This window comes from Buttiauxella selenatireducens, assembly GCF_031432975.1.
In the GTDB taxonomy this organism is placed as follows: Bacteria; Pseudomonadota; Gammaproteobacteria; order Enterobacterales; family Enterobacteriaceae; genus Buttiauxella; species Buttiauxella selenatireducens.
Genome location: NZ_CP133838.1, coordinates 1,343,167 through 1,363,683 on the forward strand (window position 1 = coordinate 1,343,167; position 20,517 = coordinate 1,363,683).

General features: G+C 48.8%; 17 protein-coding genes, 6 tRNA genes and 1 other RNA gene. 10 read left to right on the plus strand and 14 right to left on the minus strand.

Annotated features, from left to right (window positions below; translation table 11 throughout):
• Window positions 1–21 precede the first annotated feature (21 nt).
• Window positions 22–957 (plus strand): LysR family transcriptional regulator, encoded by a 936-nt coding sequence (locus RHD99_RS06210; RefSeq protein ID WP_309877963.1) that lies wholly within the window; start codon window positions 22–24, stop codon window positions 955–957.
• Here RHD99_RS06210 and RHD99_RS06215 read toward each other — a convergent pair.
• From RHD99_RS06215 to RHD99_RS06240, 6 genes are all read right to left on the minus strand, one after another.
• Window positions 948–1,292, minus strand: coding sequence for a FlxA-like family protein (locus RHD99_RS06215; RefSeq protein ID WP_309877964.1), 345 nt, complete (start codon window positions 1,290–1,292; stop codon window positions 948–950). The two genes, RHD99_RS06210 and RHD99_RS06215, sit on opposite strands and share 10 nt — an antisense overlap.
• Before the next feature lie 145 nt (window positions 1,293–1,437).
• Window positions 1,438–1,571: non-coding RNA, RtT sRNA (locus RHD99_RS06220), on the minus strand.
• Between the two features lie 31 nt (window positions 1,572–1,602).
• A tRNA-Lys gene (locus RHD99_RS06225) sits at window positions 1,603–1,678 on the minus strand.
• A 3-nt stretch (window positions 1,679–1,681) separates the two neighbouring features.
• A tRNA-Val gene (locus RHD99_RS06230) sits at window positions 1,682–1,757 on the minus strand.
• A gap of 33 nt (window positions 1,758–1,790) precedes the next feature.
• Window positions 1,791–1,866 (minus strand) — tRNA-Val (locus RHD99_RS06235).
• A 43-nt stretch (window positions 1,867–1,909) separates the two neighbouring features.
• Window positions 1,910–1,985 (minus strand) — tRNA-Val (locus RHD99_RS06240).
• A 260-nt stretch (window positions 1,986–2,245) separates the two neighbouring features.
• On the opposite strand from RHD99_RS06240, the gene gltX reads away from it, so the two are divergent.
• On the plus strand, window positions 2,246–3,661 hold the full coding sequence (gene gltX / locus RHD99_RS06245) for a glutamate--tRNA ligase (protein WP_309877965.1): 1,416 nt from the start codon (window positions 2,246–2,248) through the stop codon (window positions 3,659–3,661).
• Window positions 3,662–3,723: 62 nt separating this feature from the next.
• Here the strand turns inward: gltX and RHD99_RS06250 are convergent, their stop codons facing one another.
• On the minus strand, window positions 3,724–4,077 hold the full coding sequence (locus RHD99_RS06250; protein WP_309877966.1) for a YfeC-like transcriptional regulator: 354 nt from the start codon (window positions 4,075–4,077) through the stop codon (window positions 3,724–3,726).
• A 222-nt stretch (window positions 4,078–4,299) separates the two neighbouring features.
• On the opposite strand from RHD99_RS06250, the gene RHD99_RS06255 reads away from it, so the two are divergent.
• The 4 genes from RHD99_RS06255 to RHD99_RS06270 all read left to right on the plus strand — a co-directional run bounded on the left by RHD99_RS06255 (window position 4,300) and on the right by RHD99_RS06270 (window position 8,659).
• Window positions 4,300–4,375, plus strand: a tRNA-Ala gene (locus tag RHD99_RS06255).
• A gap of 46 nt (window positions 4,376–4,421) precedes the next feature.
• Window positions 4,422–4,497, plus strand: a tRNA-Ala gene (locus RHD99_RS06260).
• Window positions 4,498–4,784: 287 nt separating this feature from the next.
• Window positions 4,785–6,977 (plus strand): EAL domain-containing protein, encoded by a 2,193-nt coding sequence (locus RHD99_RS06265; RefSeq protein ID WP_309877967.1) that lies wholly within the window; start codon window positions 4,785–4,787, stop codon window positions 6,975–6,977.
• A 41-nt stretch (window positions 6,978–7,018) separates the two neighbouring features.
• Window positions 7,019–8,659: a diguanylate cyclase gene (locus RHD99_RS06270; RefSeq protein ID WP_309877968.1), complete on the plus strand. Its 1,641-nt coding sequence runs from the start codon at window positions 7,019–7,021 to the stop codon at window positions 8,657–8,659.
• A gap of 44 nt (window positions 8,660–8,703) precedes the next feature.
• Here the strand turns inward: RHD99_RS06270 and RHD99_RS06275 are convergent, their stop codons facing one another.
• On the minus strand, window positions 8,704–9,891 hold the full coding sequence (locus RHD99_RS06275) for a NupC/NupG family nucleoside CNT transporter (RefSeq protein WP_183270119.1): 1,188 nt from the start codon (window positions 9,889–9,891) through the stop codon (window positions 8,704–8,706).
• Window positions 9,892–10,179: 288 nt separating this feature from the next.
• Here RHD99_RS06275 and RHD99_RS24060 point away from each other — a divergent pair, with 288 nt between their 5' ends.
• Together RHD99_RS24060 and RHD99_RS06280 are read left to right on the plus strand one after the other, a co-directional pair.
• The gene (locus tag RHD99_RS24060; RefSeq protein ID WP_442865675.1) at window positions 10,180–10,257 is read left to right on the plus strand and encodes a hypothetical protein; all 78 of its coding nucleotides are present in this window, start codon (window positions 10,180–10,182) and stop codon (window positions 10,255–10,257) included.
• Entirely contained in the window at window positions 10,250–11,488 is a 1,239-nt protein-coding gene (locus tag RHD99_RS06280; protein WP_309879087.1) for an Nramp family divalent metal transporter, read from the plus strand. Before RHD99_RS24060 ends, RHD99_RS06280 begins: the two co-directional genes overlap by 8 nt.
• Before the next feature lie 66 nt (window positions 11,489–11,554).
• Here the strand turns inward: RHD99_RS06280 and RHD99_RS06285 are convergent, their stop codons facing one another.
• From RHD99_RS06285 to mgrA, 3 genes are all read right to left on the minus strand, one after another.
• The gene (locus RHD99_RS06285) at window positions 11,555–11,953 is read right to left on the minus strand and encodes a YcgJ family protein (protein WP_309877969.1); all 399 of its coding nucleotides are present in this window, start codon (window positions 11,951–11,953) and stop codon (window positions 11,555–11,557) included.
• 142 nt (window positions 11,954–12,095) lie between these two features.
• Window positions 12,096–12,452 (minus strand): DUF2502 domain-containing protein, encoded by a 357-nt coding sequence (locus tag RHD99_RS06290; RefSeq protein WP_309877971.1) that lies wholly within the window; start codon window positions 12,450–12,452, stop codon window positions 12,096–12,098.
• Window positions 12,453–12,603: 151 nt separating this feature from the next.
• The gene (gene mgrA, locus RHD99_RS06295) at window positions 12,604–13,593 is read right to left on the minus strand and encodes an L-glyceraldehyde 3-phosphate reductase (protein ID WP_309877973.1); all 990 of its coding nucleotides are present in this window, start codon (window positions 13,591–13,593) and stop codon (window positions 12,604–12,606) included.
• 234 nt (window positions 13,594–13,827) lie between these two features.
• On the opposite strand from mgrA, the gene RHD99_RS06300 reads away from it, so the two are divergent.
• Complete coding sequence (locus tag RHD99_RS06300) at window positions 13,828–15,486, plus strand: alpha-keto acid decarboxylase family protein (protein WP_309877974.1); 1,659 nt, start codon at window positions 13,828–13,830, stop codon at window positions 15,484–15,486.
• Here the strand turns inward: RHD99_RS06300 and RHD99_RS06305 are convergent.
• Window positions 15,483–16,718: an ion channel protein gene (locus tag RHD99_RS06305; protein WP_309877976.1), complete on the minus strand. Its 1,236-nt coding sequence runs from the start codon at window positions 16,716–16,718 to the stop codon at window positions 15,483–15,485. The genes RHD99_RS06300 and RHD99_RS06305 overlap by 4 nt on opposite strands.
• A gap of 219 nt (window positions 16,719–16,937) precedes the next feature.
• On the opposite strand from RHD99_RS06305, the gene glk reads away from it, so the two are divergent.
• Window positions 16,938–17,903, plus strand: coding sequence for a glucokinase (gene glk, locus RHD99_RS06310; protein ID WP_183270115.1), 966 nt, complete (start codon window positions 16,938–16,940; stop codon window positions 17,901–17,903).
• A gap of 30 nt (window positions 17,904–17,933) precedes the next feature.
• On the opposite strand, the gene RHD99_RS06315 is transcribed toward glk, so the two are convergent.
• Complete coding sequence (locus RHD99_RS06315; protein WP_183270114.1) at window positions 17,934–18,665, minus strand: LytR/AlgR family response regulator transcription factor; 732 nt, start codon at window positions 18,663–18,665, stop codon at window positions 17,934–17,936.
• The gene (locus tag RHD99_RS06320; RefSeq protein ID WP_309877978.1) at window positions 18,662–20,368 is read right to left on the minus strand and encodes a LytS/YhcK type 5TM receptor domain-containing protein; all 1,707 of its coding nucleotides are present in this window, start codon (window positions 20,366–20,368) and stop codon (window positions 18,662–18,664) included. The genes RHD99_RS06315 and RHD99_RS06320 overlap by 4 nt, the downstream gene beginning before the upstream one ends.
• Window positions 20,369–20,517 lie beyond the last annotated feature (149 nt).

Genomic DNA, 20,517 nt, shown 5'->3' on the forward strand with positions numbered 1-20,517 from the left:
ATGAATTGATGAATTAAATAGATGAATTATTCTCTGCGTCAGTTAAAGGTGTTCGTCGCTGTGGCTCATGCCGGAAGTTTTAGTCGGGCAGGGGAGCAAATTGGCCTCAGCCAATCAGCAGTCAGCCACAGCGTGAAAGAGCTGGAAAGTGAAATAGGCGTAAAACTGTTGGATCGCACCACGCGCGAAGTTGTGCTGACGGAAGCGGGCCAGCAACTGGCGGCGCGGCTAGAACGGTTGCTTGAAGAACTGACCAGTACATTGTTGGATACACGCAGTGTCGGTCATCAGCTAAGCGGTACGGTGCGTGTTGCTGCAAGCCAGACTATTTCCGCTCATTTAATGCCGCAATCTATCGCGGCCGCAGCACTGGAATATCCTGCTATCCGTTTTGTTCTTCATGACCGTCCTCAACAGTGGGTGTTGCAAAGTATCCGCCAGGGTGAGGTCGATTTTGGCATGGTTATTGACCCCATTCAGGCAAGTGATTTGGATTGCGAAGTGGTGCTGTCGGAGCCTTTTTTATTGCTTTGCCGTAATGACCATCCATTTGCGACTCAGGCGCAGGTTTCCTGGCAAGCATTGCAGGGGGCAAATTTGGTATTGCAGGATTATGCATCAGGAAGCCGTCCATTGATTGATGGTGCGCTAATGCGTCAGGGGATTGAGGCAAATATCGTGCAGCAGATTGGCCACCCAGCCACGCTTTTTCCGATGGTTGAAGCGGGAATCGGTATTAGCGTTCTTCCTGCGCTAGCATTGCCGTTGCCTCAAGGTCGCCCGCTTGTTGTCCGGCCACTTGTCCCCGTTGTGGATCGGCAATTAATGTTGGTGCGCCGCAAGAATCGTTCGCTTTCACGTGCGGCAGAGGCTATCTGGCAGGTTGTAGGCCAACAGGCGCAGAAGTTAACCGCTGCTCGCCTGGGCGACCCACTTTTTAATCATGATCAGATGTAGATATCAATCTGGTTGGATTCTGACGGTTTATTCACACCTTCCACTCTCGACTGCGACTGCTCCTGTTTTTGCTGGGCTTGTTCCGCTTGCTGTTGTTGCAACTGTGCGAGTTGTGCCTGCAGCATATTAATTTGCGACTGAATTAACTCTTGCTGCTTTTGTTTTTCTTCGACGGTACCGCTGCCGTCAGCAATCTCTTTAGCTTGTTGCGTGAGTTTGGTGATCTGCTGCGTGATGCGAGTAATTTGCGAAGCCAGGTCATTGCCCGCTGGGCTTGCTGATGACGCTGTACTGGTCTGCAAAGAGGGGGTTGAGGTAGTAATTGTGCTGCTCATGTTGAACCCTTGAAAAGAATGCCTGATACAGACATCGGCCTGACAGAGATAAATCTTGAGGGTTAAAGCAGGCAACCTGCCATTTCTGGGAGGTATTGAGAAATCGCGCATAGCAAAAAGACGCCTTTAGGGCGCCTTTCTACATTGGTGGGTCGTGCAGGATGACTCGTCTCATTCTGAGACTCGCCCTTCGGGTCGTCGCCGCAAGCGGCAACGCTGTTTCGCTGCGCTCAACTCGAACCTGCAGCAGGTTCAAATCCCGCCCGAATCGCGCATAGCAAAAAGGCGCCTTTAGGGCGCCTTTCTACATTGGTGGGTCGTGCAGGATTCGAACCTGCGACCAATTGATTAAAAGTCAACTGCTCTACCAACTGAGCTAACGACCCGAATGGTGGGTGATGACGGGCTCGAACCGCCGACCCCCTCCGTGTAAAGGAGGTGCTCTACCAACTGAGCTAATCACCCAAACTTCGGTACTGCTATTGCAAGAGTAGATAATGGTGGGTGATGACGGGCTCGAACCGCCGACCCCCTCCGTGTAAAGGAGGTGCTCTACCAACTGAGCTAATCACCCAAATCTTATCTCTTACTACACTGCGGTATCACTCACTAATGAATGGTGGGTGATGACGGGCTCGAACCGCCGACCCCCTCCGTGTAAAGGAGGTGCTCTACCAACTGAGCTAATCACCCCCGCTGTGTGGAGTCGCATTATAGGGAGAGTTGAAAATGAGTCAACGCCTTTTCTAAAGATTTTGTTTGTTCGTCGTAAAAATAAACAATGCGATCAGGGATTATCCATTGGTGATTGATTTGTCACCAGAATATGTGGATTGCTGACAACTAAAGGTATCGACATTGAGGAATCAGCACACAGTGGTAGAATGTTGCCCACTCTTTATTCCCTGGCATTTGCCGGTTTCCCGGTACTTTTGCGTAATTAAGGCCGTTCAATGAAAATCAAAACTCGCTTTGCGCCAAGCCCAACTGGCTATTTGCACGTTGGTGGTGCTCGTACTGCTCTTTACTCATGGCTCTTTGCTCGTAACCACGGCGGCGAGTTTGTGCTGCGTATAGAAGACACTGACCTTGAGCGCTCAACCCCAGAAGCTATCGAAGCTATTATGGATGGCATGAATTGGTTGAGCCTTGAATGGGACGAAGGTCCGTACTACCAGACTAAACGCTTCGATCGCTACAACGCGGTTATCGATGACATGCTGGAAGCGGGTACAGCTTATAAATGCTATTGCACCAAAGAACGCATTGACTCAATTCGTGAACAGCAAATGGCGAACGGTGAGAAACCTCGCTACGACGGTCACTGCCGTGATGGCCACCAGGGCCATGCTGAAAATGATCCATTCGTTGTGCGTTTTGCCAACCCACAAGAAGGTTCTGTTATTTTCGACGACCAGATCCGTGGGCCAATCGAATTTAGCAACCAGGAACTCGACGATCTGATCATTCGCCGTACTGATGGTTCTCCAACCTATAACTTCTGTGTCGTCGTTGATGACTGGGATATGGAAATCACTCACGTCGTTCGTGGCGAAGACCATATCAACAATACGCCGCGTCAGATAAACATCCTGAAAGCGTTGAATGCACCGGTTCCCGTTTATGCACACGTTTCTATGATTAATGGCGATGACGGTAAAAAACTGTCTAAACGCCACGGCGCAGTCAGCGTGATGCAATATCGTGATGATGGTTATCTGCCAGAAGCCTTACTGAACTACCTGGTGCGCCTGGGCTGGTCACATGGCGATCAGGAGATCTTTACTCGTGAAGAGATGATCAAACTGTTCACTTTAGATTCAGTAAGCAAATCAGCCAGCGCATTTAACACCGAAAAATTGCAGTGGCTGAACCATCACTACATTAACCATCTTGCCCCTGAATATGTTGCGACCCATCTGCAATGGCATATCGAGCAGCAAAACATTGATACCCGTAATGGCCCGCAGCTGGCTGAACTGGTTAAACTGCTTGGCGATCGCTGCAAAACGCTGAAAGAGATGGCCGAAACGTGCCGCTACTTCTATGAAGATTTCAGCGAGTTTGATGCTGATGCTGCGAAGAAACACCTGCGTCCGGTTGCACGTCAGCCACTCGAAGTCGTACGCGACAAACTGGCAGCGTTAACTGACTGGACTGCGGAAAACGTGCATAACGCTATTCAGGCAACAGCGGATGAACTTGAAGTAGGCATGGGAAAAGTTGGCATGCCATTGCGCGTGGCGGTAACGGGGGCAGGGCAGTCACCTGGTCTGGATGTGACGGTTCACGCGATTGGTAAACAACGTTCTATTGCGCGTATCAACCAGGCGCTGGAATTTATTGCCCAGCGCGAAGCACAACAGTAACGGATACGTTATAAAGAGTACGTGCAAAAAAGCCGGCTTATGCCGGCTTTTTTATACTTGTCTTACTCATCGCGAATACCTAAACGTTTTAAAATTCCCGCAATTCCTTCACGCAGAAGCAGTGCTGACAACTTTTCTTGCTCCGTTAACGACATCTGCTTCATCGAATTAAGCAGAAGGCCTTCCAGAGAAGCGTCGTTTACATGGTAGCTACTGTGCTTCTCAGAAACGCGTTTTGCACTATTAATAAAATCGCGAACTCGTTCATCCACATGTATCAGGCGAGCTTTTCCTCCCTGAACACCCGGTTTTTGCGTAGTGAGCCAACTCTCTTTACGTACCCATTTGTTGATTGTTTGGCGACTATAACCAGTAATAATCGCCAGCTCTTCCGGGGTCATACGTTCCTTGAGCACAAATTTTTCCTTAAATCCAAAGGGGTTATTAGTGATTCATTTTATGGGATCATTTTACTGGAAACTGTGACAGGATTAACTACCGCGGGATGATATGCAATTTGCTTTTGCTTATGCTGTTTGCTTTTTAGACGATTGATCGCAGAAGAAGAATTTGCCGTTGACACTCTCGAATGGGTTTCATATGATGCCGCCCGTCGATACGACACGGTTTCACGGTACGGGGCTATAGCTCAGCTGGGAGAGCGCTTGCATGGCATGCAAGAGGTCAGCGGTTCGATCCCGCTTAGCTCCACCAAATCTTTACCAGCAAGATTTGAATCGTTTAAACCAAACCCATTCGTGGGGCTATAGCTCAGCTGGGAGAGCGCTTGCATGGCATGCAAGAGGTCAGCGGTTCGATCCCGCTTAGCTCCACCAAAATATAAGACCCTCGCCTGATGGCGGGGGTTTTTTCGTTTTAACAACCCAACGCCCCAAAACTCCCAAATTAATCACGATTTAGCGATATTCATGCACTACAAATTGAATACGATTTATTCTCACCAGGAATATATCAAACTGTTTCTCTTTGTTTGAATGTATAAAAAATCAAGAAAATTAAAGGGGTTAAATATTGTGCAAACTTGATTTGAGCAATAAATAAACGTATTATTCATCGCCGAATAACACTGCTAATCAAGAGCAGAATAATCACATCAGGGCTTATGACTTTCAAAAAAATGATAAAAAAATCCGTCACAGCACTGGTTTTAAGCCTTCTGTTTGTACCTCTTTCTCGTTACATTTCCCCCTCGACAGTTATTGAAGGTAAACAGATTTATCTCGCCTACCTTCCGATAAGTTTCATGATCGCCCTGGTGTTTATCTATGGCCGGGTGGCTATTATTCCACTATTAATAGCTTCAATCGTTGCATATTCTTTCTGTTTAAAGATATCCTGGTTCGCATTGTTGGTCTTTGTCTTTTGCCTGATATTGACAATATCACTATGCAGTATGATGGCGCGTTATAATCTTGGTGCACGCTGGCGACATGGATTGGCAGATAAAGGTATTGGTGTCAGGATATTTTGGCTAGGTTTTTCTGCACCTTTTATTATTAAGTTGATGATGTATATCTCCGGGTATTATATCCACTTCCCCGCTCGGATTGCGGCTTACTTTGGTGATAATTCTCTGATCTTCATGGTAGTCGATTTTCAAAGCTTAGTTGCCGCCTCGCTCATTTTCACCCCGTTGTTCTATTACCCATTAAGGATGCTCCTTAATCCTAATTATGCCCGAGCATTCTGGCTCCGATGTGTAATGCGTGACTTTGTTGGGCCGCGTCGTTATTACACTTATACCTGGGTCTTTTGTCTGATAACAATGCTATGGGTACTGTGCTCCTCTTGGGGAATACTACAGGTTTCAGGCTATCTGGTACCCATCATCTTCGTACTCTTTACGCTTGGCATTCGGCATTTTGGCCCACGTTTAATGGGGCTAATGTGGGCGGCTTCTGCATGGTTATTACTGACCTATAACGACGGTTTTCTTTATGGGGTAAATAACGAATTTGCCCTGTCATTTATCCTCTCGGTATTTATTACGTTTAACGTCTGTATGGTGTATATGACGACGGTTTTAAAGAAAAACGAGTGGATGAAACGTATTTATCGTTCGCAAGCGCTTACCGATCCCTTAACGCAGCTACCGAATATACGAGCGCTGGAACACCATGTGCAATGCTATCCCAAAGGGACTTTGTGTTGCTTGCGCATGTCTAATCTGGAATTTTTAAGCCGACACTACGGCATCATGATGCGCATTGAATGCAAACGTATTATCACCTGGCAATTAAAACCTTTCTTGCAGCAAGGCGAACAGGTATTTCAATTGCCGGGAAGTGAATTATTAATATTTTTACATGGCCAGGACACTGCCGATCGGTTGGGCCATATAGTCGACACACTCAATAGCAAGCAAGTAAAATGGCATAATACTATGCTGGAAATTGAGTACAGTGCATCGTATAGCGTTATCGACAATGATCTTATTGAATTACACCGTACATTAGGGCAGTTAAGTTATCTCTCTGAGCAGGCATGTGCGACGAAGCGTGTACTCAGTCTGGATACCCGAATTGAAGATGTTTCAGATCAGACAACTGAACGTGTTTTAATTTTGCAAAAAATTAAACGAGCACTGAATGATGAACAATCCTTTGTTCTCTATGCGCAACCTATTTTAGATGAGAAGGGGAAGGGGTATCACGAAATATTAACTCGCTTATCATTAGATGGCAAAATTATTACCCCTGATAACTTTATTCCCATTATCACTGAATTTAACCTCAGCACCCGCTTCGATATGCTAATCATGCAGAAACTAGTGCGTTTCCTGCAGCAGCATCCAGAGACTATCCAACAGCCACGTTTCTCCGTTAATCTCATGCCATTAACGTTAATGCAAAAAGATGTCGCTCAGAAAATTGTTTCCTTGTTTAATGAATTTAAAGTGCCAACCCACAGTGTGATTATTGAAGTGACTGAGGAACAGGCATTTTCAGAGTCAGAAATTTCCATGCAGAACATCATGCTGCTGCGAGAGAGTGGCTTTAAAATTGCCATTGATGACTTTGGTACCGGCTATGCGAATTACGAAAGGCTTAAACGGCTTCAGGCGGACATCATTAAGATTGATGGTTGCTTCATCAAAGACATTACATCGGACTCGCTTGACCCCCTGATCGTTAAATCTATATGTGATATGGCCCATGCGAAGCAACTGAGTGTCGTTGCTGAGTTTGTTGAAACCGAAGAACAGCGGGCACTATTGCATAAACTGGGAGTACAGTTTATGCAAGGTTACCTGATCGGCAAACCCGTGCCTCTTAATACAGTCCATACTTTTTAAGGTAGCAATATGTTGCGAGCATATGATCACAGGACTTTATTGTGAGTACTTCATTAGCGAATAGATTTCGTCTGCCAATGGCAAAAACCTTGCGTGTTATTCATCTGGTTTTCATTTTTGTTTTTGTGCTGATCACTTTTTTGTTCTGGCAGCAAGGGCAACTCTTTAACCAGGGATATCGCTCCAGTCAGCTGGGCCATCTTGAAAGCGTGATTGCACGTCTCGAAAGCAGAGCGCAATACAAGGTTGATAACCTTCGCTATTTAAAAAGAATTTTTATTGAAGCGATGGATGACCCAATCTTTCCGGGGAGCCCAGTGACACCATGGGAACTCAATGAAAACACGATTCAAAAGCCGTTGTGGATAGGCGAATTGCCTTTGCCCAATTCAGTTACCGAAGAGGAAGCGTTTCAGGACAAGAAGTCTCTGGAGGTGCGGCAGCAACTCAATGGGTTGCGTAAAATCCGAGGACTTTTCCCGCTCGCAACGGGAGATAATGAACTGTTGGCTGATCTGTATTACATCTCGCGCGAAGGTGAATTTATCGCCTCTTTATCGAAGAAAGTTAACTCGCTGCTGATTAATAGCTATAACCCATTCGAAAAACAGGGGAGTTTCGTATTGGCATCTCCGCTTTTGAATCCCAAGCGAGCACCTTTCTGGACGCGGCAAAATATTGTTAACAGCGATGAAGCGCTGATCAACGCAGCCATTCCTGTCGATTTTGGTGGTGAATGGATAGGTTTATTAGGCATTGCATTTGATAGACAATCGGTCGAGAAGTTTCTTGCCTCCTCATTACCGGATGGGAGCCGTAGTGCCTACCGATTGTATGATGAACAATTAAAACCGCTGACAAAAGCGGTGGGCGCGGAAAATAACCTTCAGTTAAGCGCGGAACAGAAAAAAACCATTCTCAATATGCTGGCTGAAAAAAAGCGTGGCACTCTCCGTTCGGGATTGACCTTTATCACTTTTGGTAAGCTAAAAGGAACGCATTCGATATTGGTTAACACCCAAACCCTGGGGCAGGGGCTGCATGAAGAGTTTGGGCGATTCAGCCTGCTTCTTGTCACAATGTTTTTGATTTTTCTGTTTTTCCTGCTGGGGGCGCACAGCATTATTTGCCGTCTGGTGCGGAATATGGGCAATTTACAACGCGAAATGCAACACCATGCGCTTCACGACGATTTAACCGGGGCACTCAATCGCCGTGGCTTTTTTGCAAAAACGTCCCAACTTAGCCCGAACTACGTGGATTACACACTCGTACAATTGGACCTCGACTACTTTAAAAAGGTAAACGATGTGTATGGGCATTTGGTTGGCGATAATGTGCTGATTCACGCTACATGGCGCATTCAACAAGCCATACGCAGCCAGGATGTCCTGGGGCGCATTGGTGGCGAGGAGTTCTGTGTTTATCTGCCTAATTCCGATCTCAAGACTGGAATTAGGGTGGCGACAAGAATTAAGTGGGAGCTCGAATCTTCCGCCTTGATCCTCGAAAATGGCTTAAAGCTACCGATTACCGCATCGCTGGGAGTGGCCTCTCACAGCGAGTATCCAGAGAGTTCGCTTGACCAAATCCAAACCCTTGCTGATATGCGCATGTACCGGGCGAAAACTCGCGGGCGAAATCAGGTATGTTGGCAGGATGACGCAGATTTAGAGGCATAAAAAAACCGAGGCAAAAGCCTCGGTTTTTGTTTGAAGCGTGAGAATTACAAGAACAGGCCTGCAATAGATGCAGACAAAATGCTCACAAGCGTTGCGCCGTAAACCAGTTTCAGGCCGAAGCGAGAAACCACGTTACCTTGCTCTTCGTTCAGGCCTTTGATCGCACCCGCGATAATCCCGATAGAAGAGAAGTTAGCAAACGAAACCAGGAACACAGACAGGATACCTTCCGCGCGTGGGGAAAGCGTACCTGCCAGTTTTTGCAGATCCAGCATCGCAACGAATTCGTTTGATACCAGTTTGGTTGCCATGATACTGCCAACCTGCAAGGCTTCATGAGATGGAACACCCATGATCCAGGCTACCGGGTAGAAGATGTAACCCAGAATGCCCTGGAAAGAGATACCGAAGATGGCTGCAAACAGTGCGTTCAGCGCGGCGATCAAGGCAATAAAGCCAATCAGCATTGCCGCAACGATAATCGCAACTTTAAAACCTGCCAGAATATATTCGCCGAGCATCTCGAAGAAGCTTTGACCTTCGTGCAGATTAGACATCTGCAGGTTTTCTTCGCTGTCTTCAACACGGTATGGGTTGATCAGCGATAACACGATGAAGGTACTGAACATGTTCAATACCAGCGCTGCAACCACATATTTTGGTTCGAGCATTGTCATGTAAGCGCCGACAATCGACATGGACACGGTAGACATGGCCGTCGCGGACATTGTGTACATGCGGTTGCGGGACATCTTGCCGAGAATATCCTTATAGGCGATAAAGTTTTCTGACTGTCCCAAAATCAGTGAACTTACGGCGTTAAAGGATTCCAGTTTACCCATACCATTCACTTTAGACAGAAGGGTACCGATAAAGCGGATGACGATCGGCAGTACGCGAATGTGCTGCAAAATACCAATCAGTGCAGAGATAAAGACGATTGGGCAGAGTACTTTCAGGAAGAAGAAGGCGAGTCCTTCGTCATTCATCTTACCGAATACAAAGTTTGTCCCTTCATTAGCGAACGACAGGAGTTTCTCAAACATTTCTGAGAAACCTCTTACAAAGCCCAGACCCACTTCTGAGTTCAGGAAGAACCAGGCGAGAAGAAGTTCAATCACTAACAATTGAACGATAAAGCGAATACGGATCTGCTTACGATTGCTACTCAGCAACAAAGCGAGTAACGCAACCACGGCAAGCGCTAAAACAAAATGCAGAACGCGGGACATATTTGCTCCAAATATTATGAGGCAGGTTTAATTTCGTTGCACATTCTATGAAACAAGCAATAAGAAAACGAGAGCAATCGCACACTATAGTGATGACATGTGACCAAACTCAAAATTAGTGATCAACCATACATTTCTGCTATGTTAAGTAAAGAAGGTAAAAGTTGCGTCAACGCACATATCTTTATCATAGTTGCTGTCTTAATTGTGCGTTGTTAATCGGCAATCGGCGTCTTAAAAATCCCTCATCGTTTCAAGCTATCGAAGCAATCAGTTTATCTCTTTTAAATGAATTTGATAATCATTCTCACTTTTGCTAGCTTGAAACATAGCAAAGGCTATATCTCAGAGGCAGATGATGAATAACAGTCGCGTTGAAAATAGTGGTACTCGCACAGCGCGAAGATTACGCCTGGCGTTAATGGGGCCAGCCTTTATCGCTGCCATCGGTTATATCGATCCCGGCAACTTTGCGACTAACATCCAGGCGGGTGCCAGTTTTGGTTATAAATTGCTGTGGGTGGTGGTCTGGGCGAACCTGATGGCGATGCTCATCCAAATCCTGTCTGCAAAACTCGGTATCGCAACGGGTAAAAACCTTGCCGAACAGATTCGCGATCATTATCCGCGTCCCGTCGTCTGGCTTTACTGGATACAAGCCGAAATTATTGCCATGGCGACGGATCTCGCTGAATTCATCGGTGCGGCGATTGGTTTCAAACTGATCCTCGGCGTCTCTTTATTACAAGGTGCGGTGCTAACCGGTATTGCCACATTCTTGATACTGATGCTGCAACGGCGTGGTCAGAAGCCCCTTGAGAAAGTGATTGGCGGATTATTGTTGTTTGTGGCAGCGGCCTATATCGTCGAGCTTATTTTCTCGCAGCCTAAATTGGTGGAATTGGGCAAAGGGATGTTGATTCCTTCTTTGCCAACCAGCGAAGCTGTATTTCTTGCTGCGGGCGTGCTCGGCGCAACCATCATGCCGCACGTTATCTATCTGCACTCGTCGCTGACCCAGCATATGCATGATGGAAATCGGGCTGAGCGGTATTCTGCAACTAAATGGGATGTTGCGATTGCGATGACCATTGCAGGGTTTGTTAACCTGGCGATGATGGCAACCGCCGCCGCTGCGTTTCATTTCTCAGGCCACACTGGTGTCGCCGACCTCGATGAAGCTTACCTCACGCTGCAACCGTTGCTGAGCCATTCGGCGGCCACAATCTTTGGTTTAAGCCTTGTCGCTGCGGGATTGTCATCCACCGTCGTGGGGACGTTAGCCGGGCAGGTGGTGATGCAGGGCTTCGTCCGCTTCTATATCCCGTTGTGGGTTCGTCGCTCCGTGACCATGGCACCTTCATTCATTGTGATTCTGATGGGGCTTGATCCGACACGGATTCTGGTGATGAGCCAGGTATTGCTGAGCTTCGGGATTGCCCTTGCCCTGGTTCCGCTGCTGATTTTCACCAGCAATGACAAACTGATGGGCGACCTGGTGAATACGCGTGTGATTAAGATGACTGGCTGGGTGATTGTGGCAATCGTCGTTGCGCTGAATTTGTGGCTGTTGATTGGCACGGTTTTAGGGTTGTAGCCTGTTGGAACATCGTAAGGTGAATGGCACATCGTCCGTTCACCTTACGAAACATAAGAAGGGGGGCTAAGACTTGCCAGCTTCGCTTGTTTTTACTGAAGGTGTCTCACCAAACAATAACTGGGTATATTTGCTGGAAATCTTCCCAGAACGCTTCCCGTCCGCGCCGTAGTACCTGTCTTCACGACATAACCGTTCCTTCACATCGCAGAAGATCCCGTTTGAAAAAGTAAACTCGGTCAGCACAACGTCTTTGGTGGTAAATAATTTATTATTTGCCGCAGTCTTACCCAGATACTTACCCGTGAGTGTTTGAGAGATACCTTTGTCATCGGCACAAACATACTTGTCGCATAAAACCCCTGTTGCCGGGTTCTTGATTGAACTCCGTTGATTCGCATGAGCGGACAGGGAACCTGCAGTCAGTGCGATTGCCAGGGGGGCCAGGAGAAGGAGTTTTTTCATTGGATAACTTACCTTTTGGGGAAATGACTTTGCTATCTGGGGATGTTTGGAAGCTGCAACGCAATGCGTTACAGCTCCCTGCAAAGCTTAACTGATTAGCCTCAGAGCTTCAGCTCCAGGAAGAGACTCTTCAGTTTGGTCATTAATGACGATGACCACCGCCATGTCCATGTCCGCGACCATGGCCGCCACGGCCACGATGATCATCCCGATCGTTCCAGCCCGCGCGGTAGCCCTTCTCAAAGCTGCTACGGCCACGGTCTTTATACCAACCACGATGATAGCCGTTGTCATGACGATGCCAGCGGTTTTCGCGCCATTCATAGTGATTACGCCAGTAATCGCGATCACGCCAACCGCCACCATCCCAGTAATTACCGCGATAATCCTGATCACCTATTTGAAGCTTAACAGACGGCAGCAGGGTGATTTCGCCCGCATTCGCCACTAGCGGCGCACAGACCAGTAATGCTACTGCAAGAATCAGTGACCTGAACATACTCTCTCCTGATACACGATAACCGCCAGGCGGTTTGTTAATGCAATAGTAAGTTGTGGTTACTAAGTGTTTCATCGCCACAACTCCTAAATCGTCAGAGAGAGCACTTTTTGCTAAAAATGGACAAGTTTTAACACATTGGTGTTAGCGGTTACATGAGTATCTCTTCAATTTCAGCAAGTTCTGCTGCGGTGAAATGACGATTCGCTAACATACCGACGGCATCATCAATTTGGCCAATCTTGCTTGCCCCAATCAATACTGATGTCACCTTATCCCCACGCAGTACCCACGCCAGTGCCATCTGGGAAAGTTTCTGCCCACGACGCAGCGCTATCGCATTCAATTTGCGCACTTTTTCCAGCTTATCAGCAGTGAGTTGGTCAGCATTAAGGAACTTGCTACCGCTGGCGGCCCTCGAGTCTGCCGGGATCCCATCCAGATAGCGATCGGTCAACTGTCCACCGGCCAGCGGCGAAAACGCAATGCTGCCGACCCCTTTCTCTTGCAGAACATCCAACAAACTGGCTTCTACCCAACGTTCGAACATCGAATAACGAGGCTGGTGGATAAGACACGGCGTGCCAAGATCGTTCAAAATCTCAATGGCTTGAGCAGCAAGTTCTGCGGGATAGTTTGAAATGCCGACATACAGTGCTTTACCCTGGCGCACGACGGTATCCAGCGCTCGCATGGTCTCTTCCAGCGGCGTTTCAGGATCTGGACGGTGATGATAGAAGATGTCGACATACTCAAGCCCCATACGCTTCAGGCTCTGGTTAAGGCTTGAAATCAGATATTTACGTGAACCCCAATCACCATAAGGGCCATCCCACATGGTGTATCCTGCTTTCGATGAAATAATCAGCTCATCACGGTATGGCAGGAAATCTTCACGCAGGATGCGACCAAAGTTTTCTTCAGCAGAACCAGGAGGTGGGCCGTAGTTATTTGCCAGGTCAAAATGGGTGATCCCCGAATCAAAAGCACGGTGTAACAGTTGGCGGCTGTTATCCAGCAACGTGGTATCACCAAAGTTGTGCCATAAGCCCAGCGAAATAGCGGGGAGTTTGAGTCCACTACGCCCACATCGGCGGTATTCCATTGATTCATAACGCGCAGAACTTGCCTGATAGACCATGTTGGTTCCCTTGTCAGTAAAATAACCCGTCATACTCTCAGTCGCAGGGTAAATGGCTTACCTGCAACTTAAACAATGCAGAGTTAGTGTATACGGTTTCACAACGTTTCAGGCTATCAGACTACACCCCAGTTAAGTGTAAATCCCTCTTTCCACTGCCTTATTGTCGTGGTTACTCGACAGCGATCACATATGTCCAATACTCACTGTAATCCCTCTGAGAAGGAATGCGTCATGACTTACCGTGTAGCGGACTATATTCTGGACCGATTCACTGAAGCTGGGATCAACCATTTATTTGGTGTCCCGGGTGACTACAACTTACAGTTTCTGGATAGTGTGATTGAAAACCCGACGCTCGCCTGGATTGGGTGTGCCAACGAACTGAACGCAGCTTATGCCGCCGACGGCTATGCGCGTTGCAACGGTGCGGCAGCACTGCTCACGACATTTGGCGTTGGCGAGTTAAGCGCGATCAACGGGATAGCCGGAAGCTATGCCGAATATCTCCCGGTCATCCACATCGTAGGAGCTCCCTGCCTTGGGGCGCAGCGGCGTGGTGAATTGCTCCACCACACTCTCGGCGATGGGGATTTTGGTCATTTTGCAAGAATGGCGCAGGAGGTGACGGTCGCTCAGGCTTCGCTCACTGCAGAAAATGCATGTTATGAAATCGACCGTGTTTTACAGCAGGCGCTGACTCAGCGCCGCCCAGGCTATCTACTTCTCCCCAGTGATGTCTCTCAGGTTCCTGCGACTCGCCCGACTCAGCCTCTTTTCGCTACACCATCAGGCTGCGATCCCGCATTAATGGCCGAATTCCGCGCATGTGTTCAGGCGCGTCTGGCGGAGAGCCGCAGCGTTGCGTTATTGGCTGATTTTCTGGCGCTGCGTTTTGGACAACAAAAAACGCTGCAACAATGGATGGATGACACGCCGATGCCTCATGCCACATTGTTGATGGGGAAAGGCTTATTCGATGAAGGGCAGTTGGGATTTGTCGGGACCTATAGCGCCTCCGCCAGCGATGAAAAGGTGATTCAGGCCATTGAAAAGGCCGAGCTTGTCATCTGCGTCGGCGTCAAATTCACCGACACGCTCACCGCCGGATTCACACAACATTTCACCGTACAACAGACTATCGACATCCAGCCATATGCCACGCGTATTGGCGATCGTTGGTTTAGCGGGATTGCAATGGCGCAAGCGGTTGAGGTGCTGCATCAGCTGTGCAAGCTCCAGGTTTCCGGTTGGTCTGTACCTCAACAAAAGCCACCGGCTCTGCCTGCTGCGACTAACGGAATACTCGACCAGCACGCTTTCTGGCAGTGCATGCAAAACTTCCTGCAAGCCGGGGACATCGTACTTGCCGACCAGGGAACCGCCGCATTTGGTGCCGCAACGCTGACCTTACCCGCAGGCGTGACGTTTATCGCTCAGCCGCTCTGGGGCTCGATTGGTTTTACACTCCCCGCCGCATTTGGTGCGCAAACGGCCTGCCCAAACCGGCGACTGGTGTTGCTGGTGGGAGATGGGTCGGCGCAACTCACCATTCAGGAAATGGGTTCAATGATGCGTGACCAACAGCGGCCCATTATCTTCTTGCTCAATAACGATGGTTATACCGTGGAGCGGGCGATTCATGGCGCGGAGCAGAGATACAACGACATTGCGCCGTGGAACTGGACGCAAATACCGCAGGCGATGAACGTTAACAATCCAGCACTTTGCTGGCGGGTGACAGAAACGGTGCAACTGGAAGAGGTGATGCAGAAGGTGGCAAAAGCAGAACGACTGTCACTGGTGGAAGTCGTTCTGCCCAAACAGGATATCCCCGAGTTGTTGCAGGCTATCACGACATCGCTGGCGAAACGCAATGCCGCGAAGGACTAAACTTTCGGCTTATCGGCCATCATCACCGGTTTACCGGCCAGCATTAACCAGGCCGGGAGCATAACGATACACAGCAGCGGAAGCAGTTTGATATCTGGCACCACGGCCATGGCCATAAACAGGCTGAGCCAGCCATCACGCGTGACAACCAATACCAGGCCAAGGATGGCACAAGACAATGTAATCGCGGCTGGAACCGCTTCGACATGCTGATGGAGCATCATACCCAGCGCAACACCGACGAACACCACGGGGAATATCCGTCCACCGCGGAAACCACAGGCTGATGCAATCACCAGGGCAGTCAGTTTTACCACCGCAAACATCAGCAACGTCGCCACGGAATAATTCTGAGCGCTACCTAACTGGCGCATTTCATCCAGCCCTTTGAACAGGGTGACTTCACCGCCAATCAGCCCGAGTACGCCCAACAGAAAACCACCCGTGCCAAGCACCAATACCGGGTGTTTGAGCTGGTGGAACATGCGATGCGCGCGCGGCAGGCACCAGACGGCGACCATGCCCAATGCGATCGCGATAGTGGCGACCACGGCCCCACTAAAGACATCCACCAGGCGGAATTCCGAATATTCCAGCGCAGGTAGAGAGAAATCAGGTTGGAAGAATAAATCGGTAGTCATCGCTCCGGCTGCTGCTGCCATCAGCGGCGCGAAAAGCCGATCCCACAAAGGGACCTCGTTGCTGCCATTCAGCATTTGCGAAAATACCAATGCAGCCGCGACCGGCGTACCAAATAACGCACCGATGGTTCCTGCTGCGGCGAGAATCGTCCAGTCGAGCGGGGCAACTTTAGGTAATAAACGCGCGCCAATCGCCACCGCCAGTGCAATATTCACCGACATAATAGGATGTTCCGGGCCGAGGCTTACCCCACCGGCAAGACCGAGCACCAGGGCAATAATCAATCCTGGCAGCACCATCACTGGGATGGGTGAACCAATCAAGGGTTCTGTCGACGGATCGGGGCCGGCATGGCCTGGCATATAGCGAATCACCAACCCAACCGCGATACCGGTGAAAGTCAGCATCAAAAGAATCCACATCGGGGAATTCATATTGAGATCGAAATGTGCGGGAAGGGTTATCCATAAATATTTCTGCAAAACTGCGGCGATTTTCATCACCACAATCAATACCAGACTGGAACAAACCCCAATGACTAACGCTGGGATAGAAAGAACCAACATCGTTCTGGCTCGCGGATGGAGCATAAATTTTCCTTACTCTAATTTTTTAAGCGCAAATCGCCGCGGCAAACAGTATGCCTGATGAGTTTTAAGCGTTGGTGCAATAAGGGCTGAAACGCTCAAGCTAATCTGTGACGAAGATCTATAATCCCAAGGCACTTCTCATCTGGTCGTTGTTGTTTAGGCTAGCTAATTTTACAGTGATGCCAGATCTTATTTTGACTTTAGCGGAGCAGTGAAAGAATGACAAAATATGCTTTGGTGGGAGATGTGGGCGGCACCAATGCGCGTCTGGCACTGTGCAACGTTGAAAATGGTGACATCACCCAGGCGAAAACCTATTCGGGCCTTGATTTCCCAAGCCTGGAAGCTGTCGTGGTGCATTATCTCAAAGAGCACAATGTCGCCGTGACTGATGGTTGTATCGCCATTGCCTGCCCAATTACCGGTGATTGGGTCGCGATGACCAACCATACCTGGGCTTTCTCTACTGCTGAGATGAAAAAGAACCTTGGCTTTGAGCATCTGGAAATTATCAACGACTTTACCGCCGTTTCGATGGCGATTCCGTCTCTCAAAGAAGAGCAACTGATTAAGTTCGGCGGCGGTGAGCCAGTAGAAGGCAAACCGGTTGCGGTTTACGGTGCAGGCACCGGACTTGGGGTTGCGCACCTCGTTCATGTTGATAAACGTTGGGTGAGTCTCCCGGGCGAAGGTGGCCACGTCGATTTTGCGCCAAACAGCGAAGAAGAGGGGATTATCCTCGAAGAACTGCGCACTGAAATCGGCCACGTCTCCGCAGAACGCGTGCTCTCAGGCCCTGGTTTAGTGAATTTATATCGTGCGATTGTTAAATCAGACGGGCGTGAACCAGAAAACTATAAGCCGAAAGACATCACCGAAAAGGCAGTGGAAGACAGTTGCACCGACTGCCGTCGTGCATTGTCACTGTTCTGCGTCATCCTTGGGCGTTTTGGTGGCAACCTTGCCTTGACCCTCGGGACGTTTGGCGGCGTGTACATCGCGGGCGGTATCGTGCCACGCTTCCTCGAGTTCTTTAAAGCTTCCGGCTTCCGCGGTGGTTTTGAAGATAAAGGGCGCTTTAAAGAGTACGTACACAACATTCCGGTGTACCTGATTGTTCACGACCAACCCGGCTTGCTGGGGGCGGGTGCGCATTTGCGCCAAACGCTGGGGCAAGTTCTGTAATCCAGACGGGCGCAAATTCTTGCGCCCGTTTTACAACCGCATTAACTGACGAAACTCTTTCACTTTGCTGCGACTCACTGGCACCTGAAAATCCAAATCCCGCAGACGCAAAATATAGGTATTGTTAAACCACGGCTCAATCTCGCGGATTTTGCTGAGGTTCACGCAATACGAGCGATGGCAGCGGAAGAAATGGCTTTCAGGCAGGCGGTTGCAAAACTCAGTGATATTCATCGACATCACATACGCTTCACGCCGGGTATAGACAAACGTCATTTTCTCGTGGGCTTCGGCGTAGTAAATATCGTTAATATCCGTAACGATAATGCGCTCATCTTTCACCAGATTAATCGTCAGCGCTTCGCGGCTCGAGGTGTTTCCAGATGCGGGCGCGTTTTGTTGCTGGTAAGCGGCTTCCAGTTTTTGCAGCATCCCAATAATGCGTGACTCTTGATAAGGCTTCAGAATGTAGTCGAACGCTTCCAGCTCAAAGGCTTCTACTGCGTGTTCTTTCCAGGCCGTGATAAACACAATAAACGGCTTATGGGCAAACTTACTGATATTTTGCGCCAGCAAAACACCGTCTAATGATGGAATGTTGATGTCCAAAAATATGGCGTCAACTTCATGATGCTGAAGATATTTCAGTACATCCATACCGTCATCAAAGATGCCGACAACGTCCATCTGGCTATACTCTTTAATCAGCCAGTTCAGTTCCTGCTGCGCCAGCACTTCATCTTCTACGATGAGAACTTTCATGCATGACCTCCTTGTTGCGACAATAACGGGGGAACGGCAGCGGCGGCGTGCGGCACGTAAAACGCAATCTCAGTACCCGGCTCAAGACGACGGATAATCAACCCTTCGCCATAAAGTAATTTTACGCGGTGGTGCACATTCAGCAGGCCAATTTTATTGCCGGGCATTTCATTGGCTTCCACGCGCTCGATAACCTGCGGATCAATACCATTACCGGTGTCCCTCACCGCAATACGCACTCGATTGCCGCTCTCTTCAACGCTGATGGTGACCACACCTTTGCCTTTACACGGCTGTATTCCGTGGACAATCGCATTCTCCACCAGTGGCTGAATGAGCAGGCTGGGGATCAGGCAATTCACCTCTTCATCAATGTTATAAATCACGGTCAGCTTGTCGCCAAAACGCGCCTGCTCAATGGTGATGTAGTCCTTAATTTGATACAGCTCTTTCCTGATATCGATCTGCTCATCGTCTTTTAATTCAATGTTATAGCGCAGATAACGCGACAAGTTATAAATCAACTGGCGTGCGGTATCGGGATTCATACGAATAGAGGAAGAAATAGCATTCAGCGCATTGAACAGAAAATGGGGGTTAATCTTGCTTTGTAATGCGCGTAACTCGGCTTTATTGGCCATCTCGCGCAGTTGTTCTGCACGAGAAACTTCCAACTGCGTTGAGATAATTTGCGAAAGTCCGACTGCCATTTCCTGCAACGTTGAGGTGATCTGGTGCGCGTGACGGTAATAAATTTTCAGCGTGCCGGTGACGACCCCTTTTTCCCACAGCGGAATAATAATGAGCGAGTGAATTTCCGGGGTGCGGTAGGCTTCATCATTATTCCTGATGATTATCTTACCTTCACGTAGTGAAAGTTGGGTCCTGGGGCTAATACCCACATCATTCTGCTTATAGTTATTTTCCCCAACACCCACATAAGCCAGCACTTTGTCGATATCGGTAATCGCTACGGCATCGGCGTTAATATCATTGCGAATAATCTCGCAAACCTGGCGCAGTGATTCGCTGTTCACGTTACGGAACAGCGGCAGCGTTTTGTTGGCGATATCCAGCGCCAGCTTGGCCTGGCGCGCAGCGCTGGCCTCTTTTTCACCTTCGACACTTTGCACCAGCAGCACAATAAAGCCGATGGAGACGGTGCCGATAATCATTGGAATACCAATCTTTGAAACGATGTCGATTCCTAAAGACACTGACGGAGCCCACAGCACCACCAGAATCATGGTCATCGTTTCGCACAACATCCCAGCAATAATTCCCACGCGCCAATGCTGCTCTTTCGGGATTTTGCGATTAATCCAACCGGCAATACACCCAGCGATAATACTGGTAATTAGGCAGGGAATAGCGGTAATACCACCTATATCAATGAGATAACGGTGAAGCCCGGCAATAATCCCGGTAATGATACCCACCCAGGGGCCAAATAAGATCCCGCCCGCCATCACGGCGATAATTCGCACATTGACCAGCGAGCCTTCAACATGCACGCCAGACCAGGTGCTGAACAAAGCAAACATAGAGAAAATAGCGGTGACCGCTAATAACTCTTTGGGCGTGTGGGCATTTTTATGCAGTAGTTCGCGGAACAGACGGATGCGAATTAGAAAGAACAGGCAAATAAGCATCAGCGCCGCCCGGTCAAATACCGCCAGCAGCATGTCAAAAATTTCGTGCACGGGTGACTCGAGTGACAAAGAATGGAAGGGTAATGATAAGGAAATTACTCAGCGGTTACCAGAAATGGACACTTTTGCATGAAACGCCCTCATCCCAGCCTTCTCCCCCAGGAGAAGGAGAAAGCGACAATCCCCTCTCCCTGGGGAGA

What these genes read in the sequence shown, in the direction of transcription:
- RHD99_RS06210 (WP_309877963.1), top strand. Translation starts at nt 22, where the DNA reads ATGAATTATTCTCTGCGTCAGTTAAAGGTGTTCGTCGCTGTGGCTCAT.
- RHD99_RS06215 (WP_309877964.1), bottom strand. Translation starts at nt 1,292, where the DNA reads ATGAGCAGCACAATTACTACCTCAACCCCCTCTTTGCAGACCAGTACA.
- gltX (WP_309877965.1), top strand. Translation starts at nt 2,246, where the DNA reads ATGAAAATCAAAACTCGCTTTGCGCCAAGCCCAACTGGCTATTTGCAC.
- RHD99_RS06265 (WP_309877967.1), top strand. Translation starts at nt 4,785, where the DNA reads ATGACTTTCAAAAAAATGATAAAAAAATCCGTCACAGCACTGGTTTTA.
- RHD99_RS06275 (WP_183270119.1), bottom strand. Translation starts at nt 9,891, where the DNA reads ATGTCCCGCGTTCTGCATTTTGTTTTAGCGCTTGCCGTGGTTGCGTTA.
- RHD99_RS24060 (WP_442865675.1), top strand. Translation starts at nt 10,180, where the DNA reads ATGAATTTGATAATCATTCTCACTTTTGCTAGCTTGAAACATAGCAAA.
- RHD99_RS06280 (WP_309879087.1), top strand. Translation starts at nt 10,250, where the DNA reads ATGAATAACAGTCGCGTTGAAAATAGTGGTACTCGCACAGCGCGAAGA.
- RHD99_RS06285 (WP_309877969.1), bottom strand. Translation starts at nt 11,953, where the DNA reads ATGAAAAAACTCCTTCTCCTGGCCCCCCTGGCAATCGCACTGACTGCA.
- RHD99_RS06290 (WP_309877971.1), bottom strand. Translation starts at nt 12,452, where the DNA reads ATGTTCAGGTCACTGATTCTTGCAGTAGCATTACTGGTCTGTGCGCCG.
- mgrA (WP_309877973.1), bottom strand. Translation starts at nt 13,593, where the DNA reads ATGGTCTATCAGGCAAGTTCTGCGCGTTATGAATCAATGGAATACCGC.
- RHD99_RS06300 (WP_309877974.1), top strand. Translation starts at nt 13,828, where the DNA reads ATGACTTACCGTGTAGCGGACTATATTCTGGACCGATTCACTGAAGCT.
- RHD99_RS06305 (WP_309877976.1), bottom strand. Translation starts at nt 16,718, where the DNA reads ATGCTCCATCCGCGAGCCAGAACGATGTTGGTTCTTTCTATCCCAGCG.
- glk (WP_183270115.1), top strand. Translation starts at nt 16,938, where the DNA reads ATGACAAAATATGCTTTGGTGGGAGATGTGGGCGGCACCAATGCGCGT.
- RHD99_RS06315 (WP_183270114.1), bottom strand. Translation starts at nt 18,665, where the DNA reads ATGAAAGTTCTCATCGTAGAAGATGAAGTGCTGGCGCAGCAGGAACTG.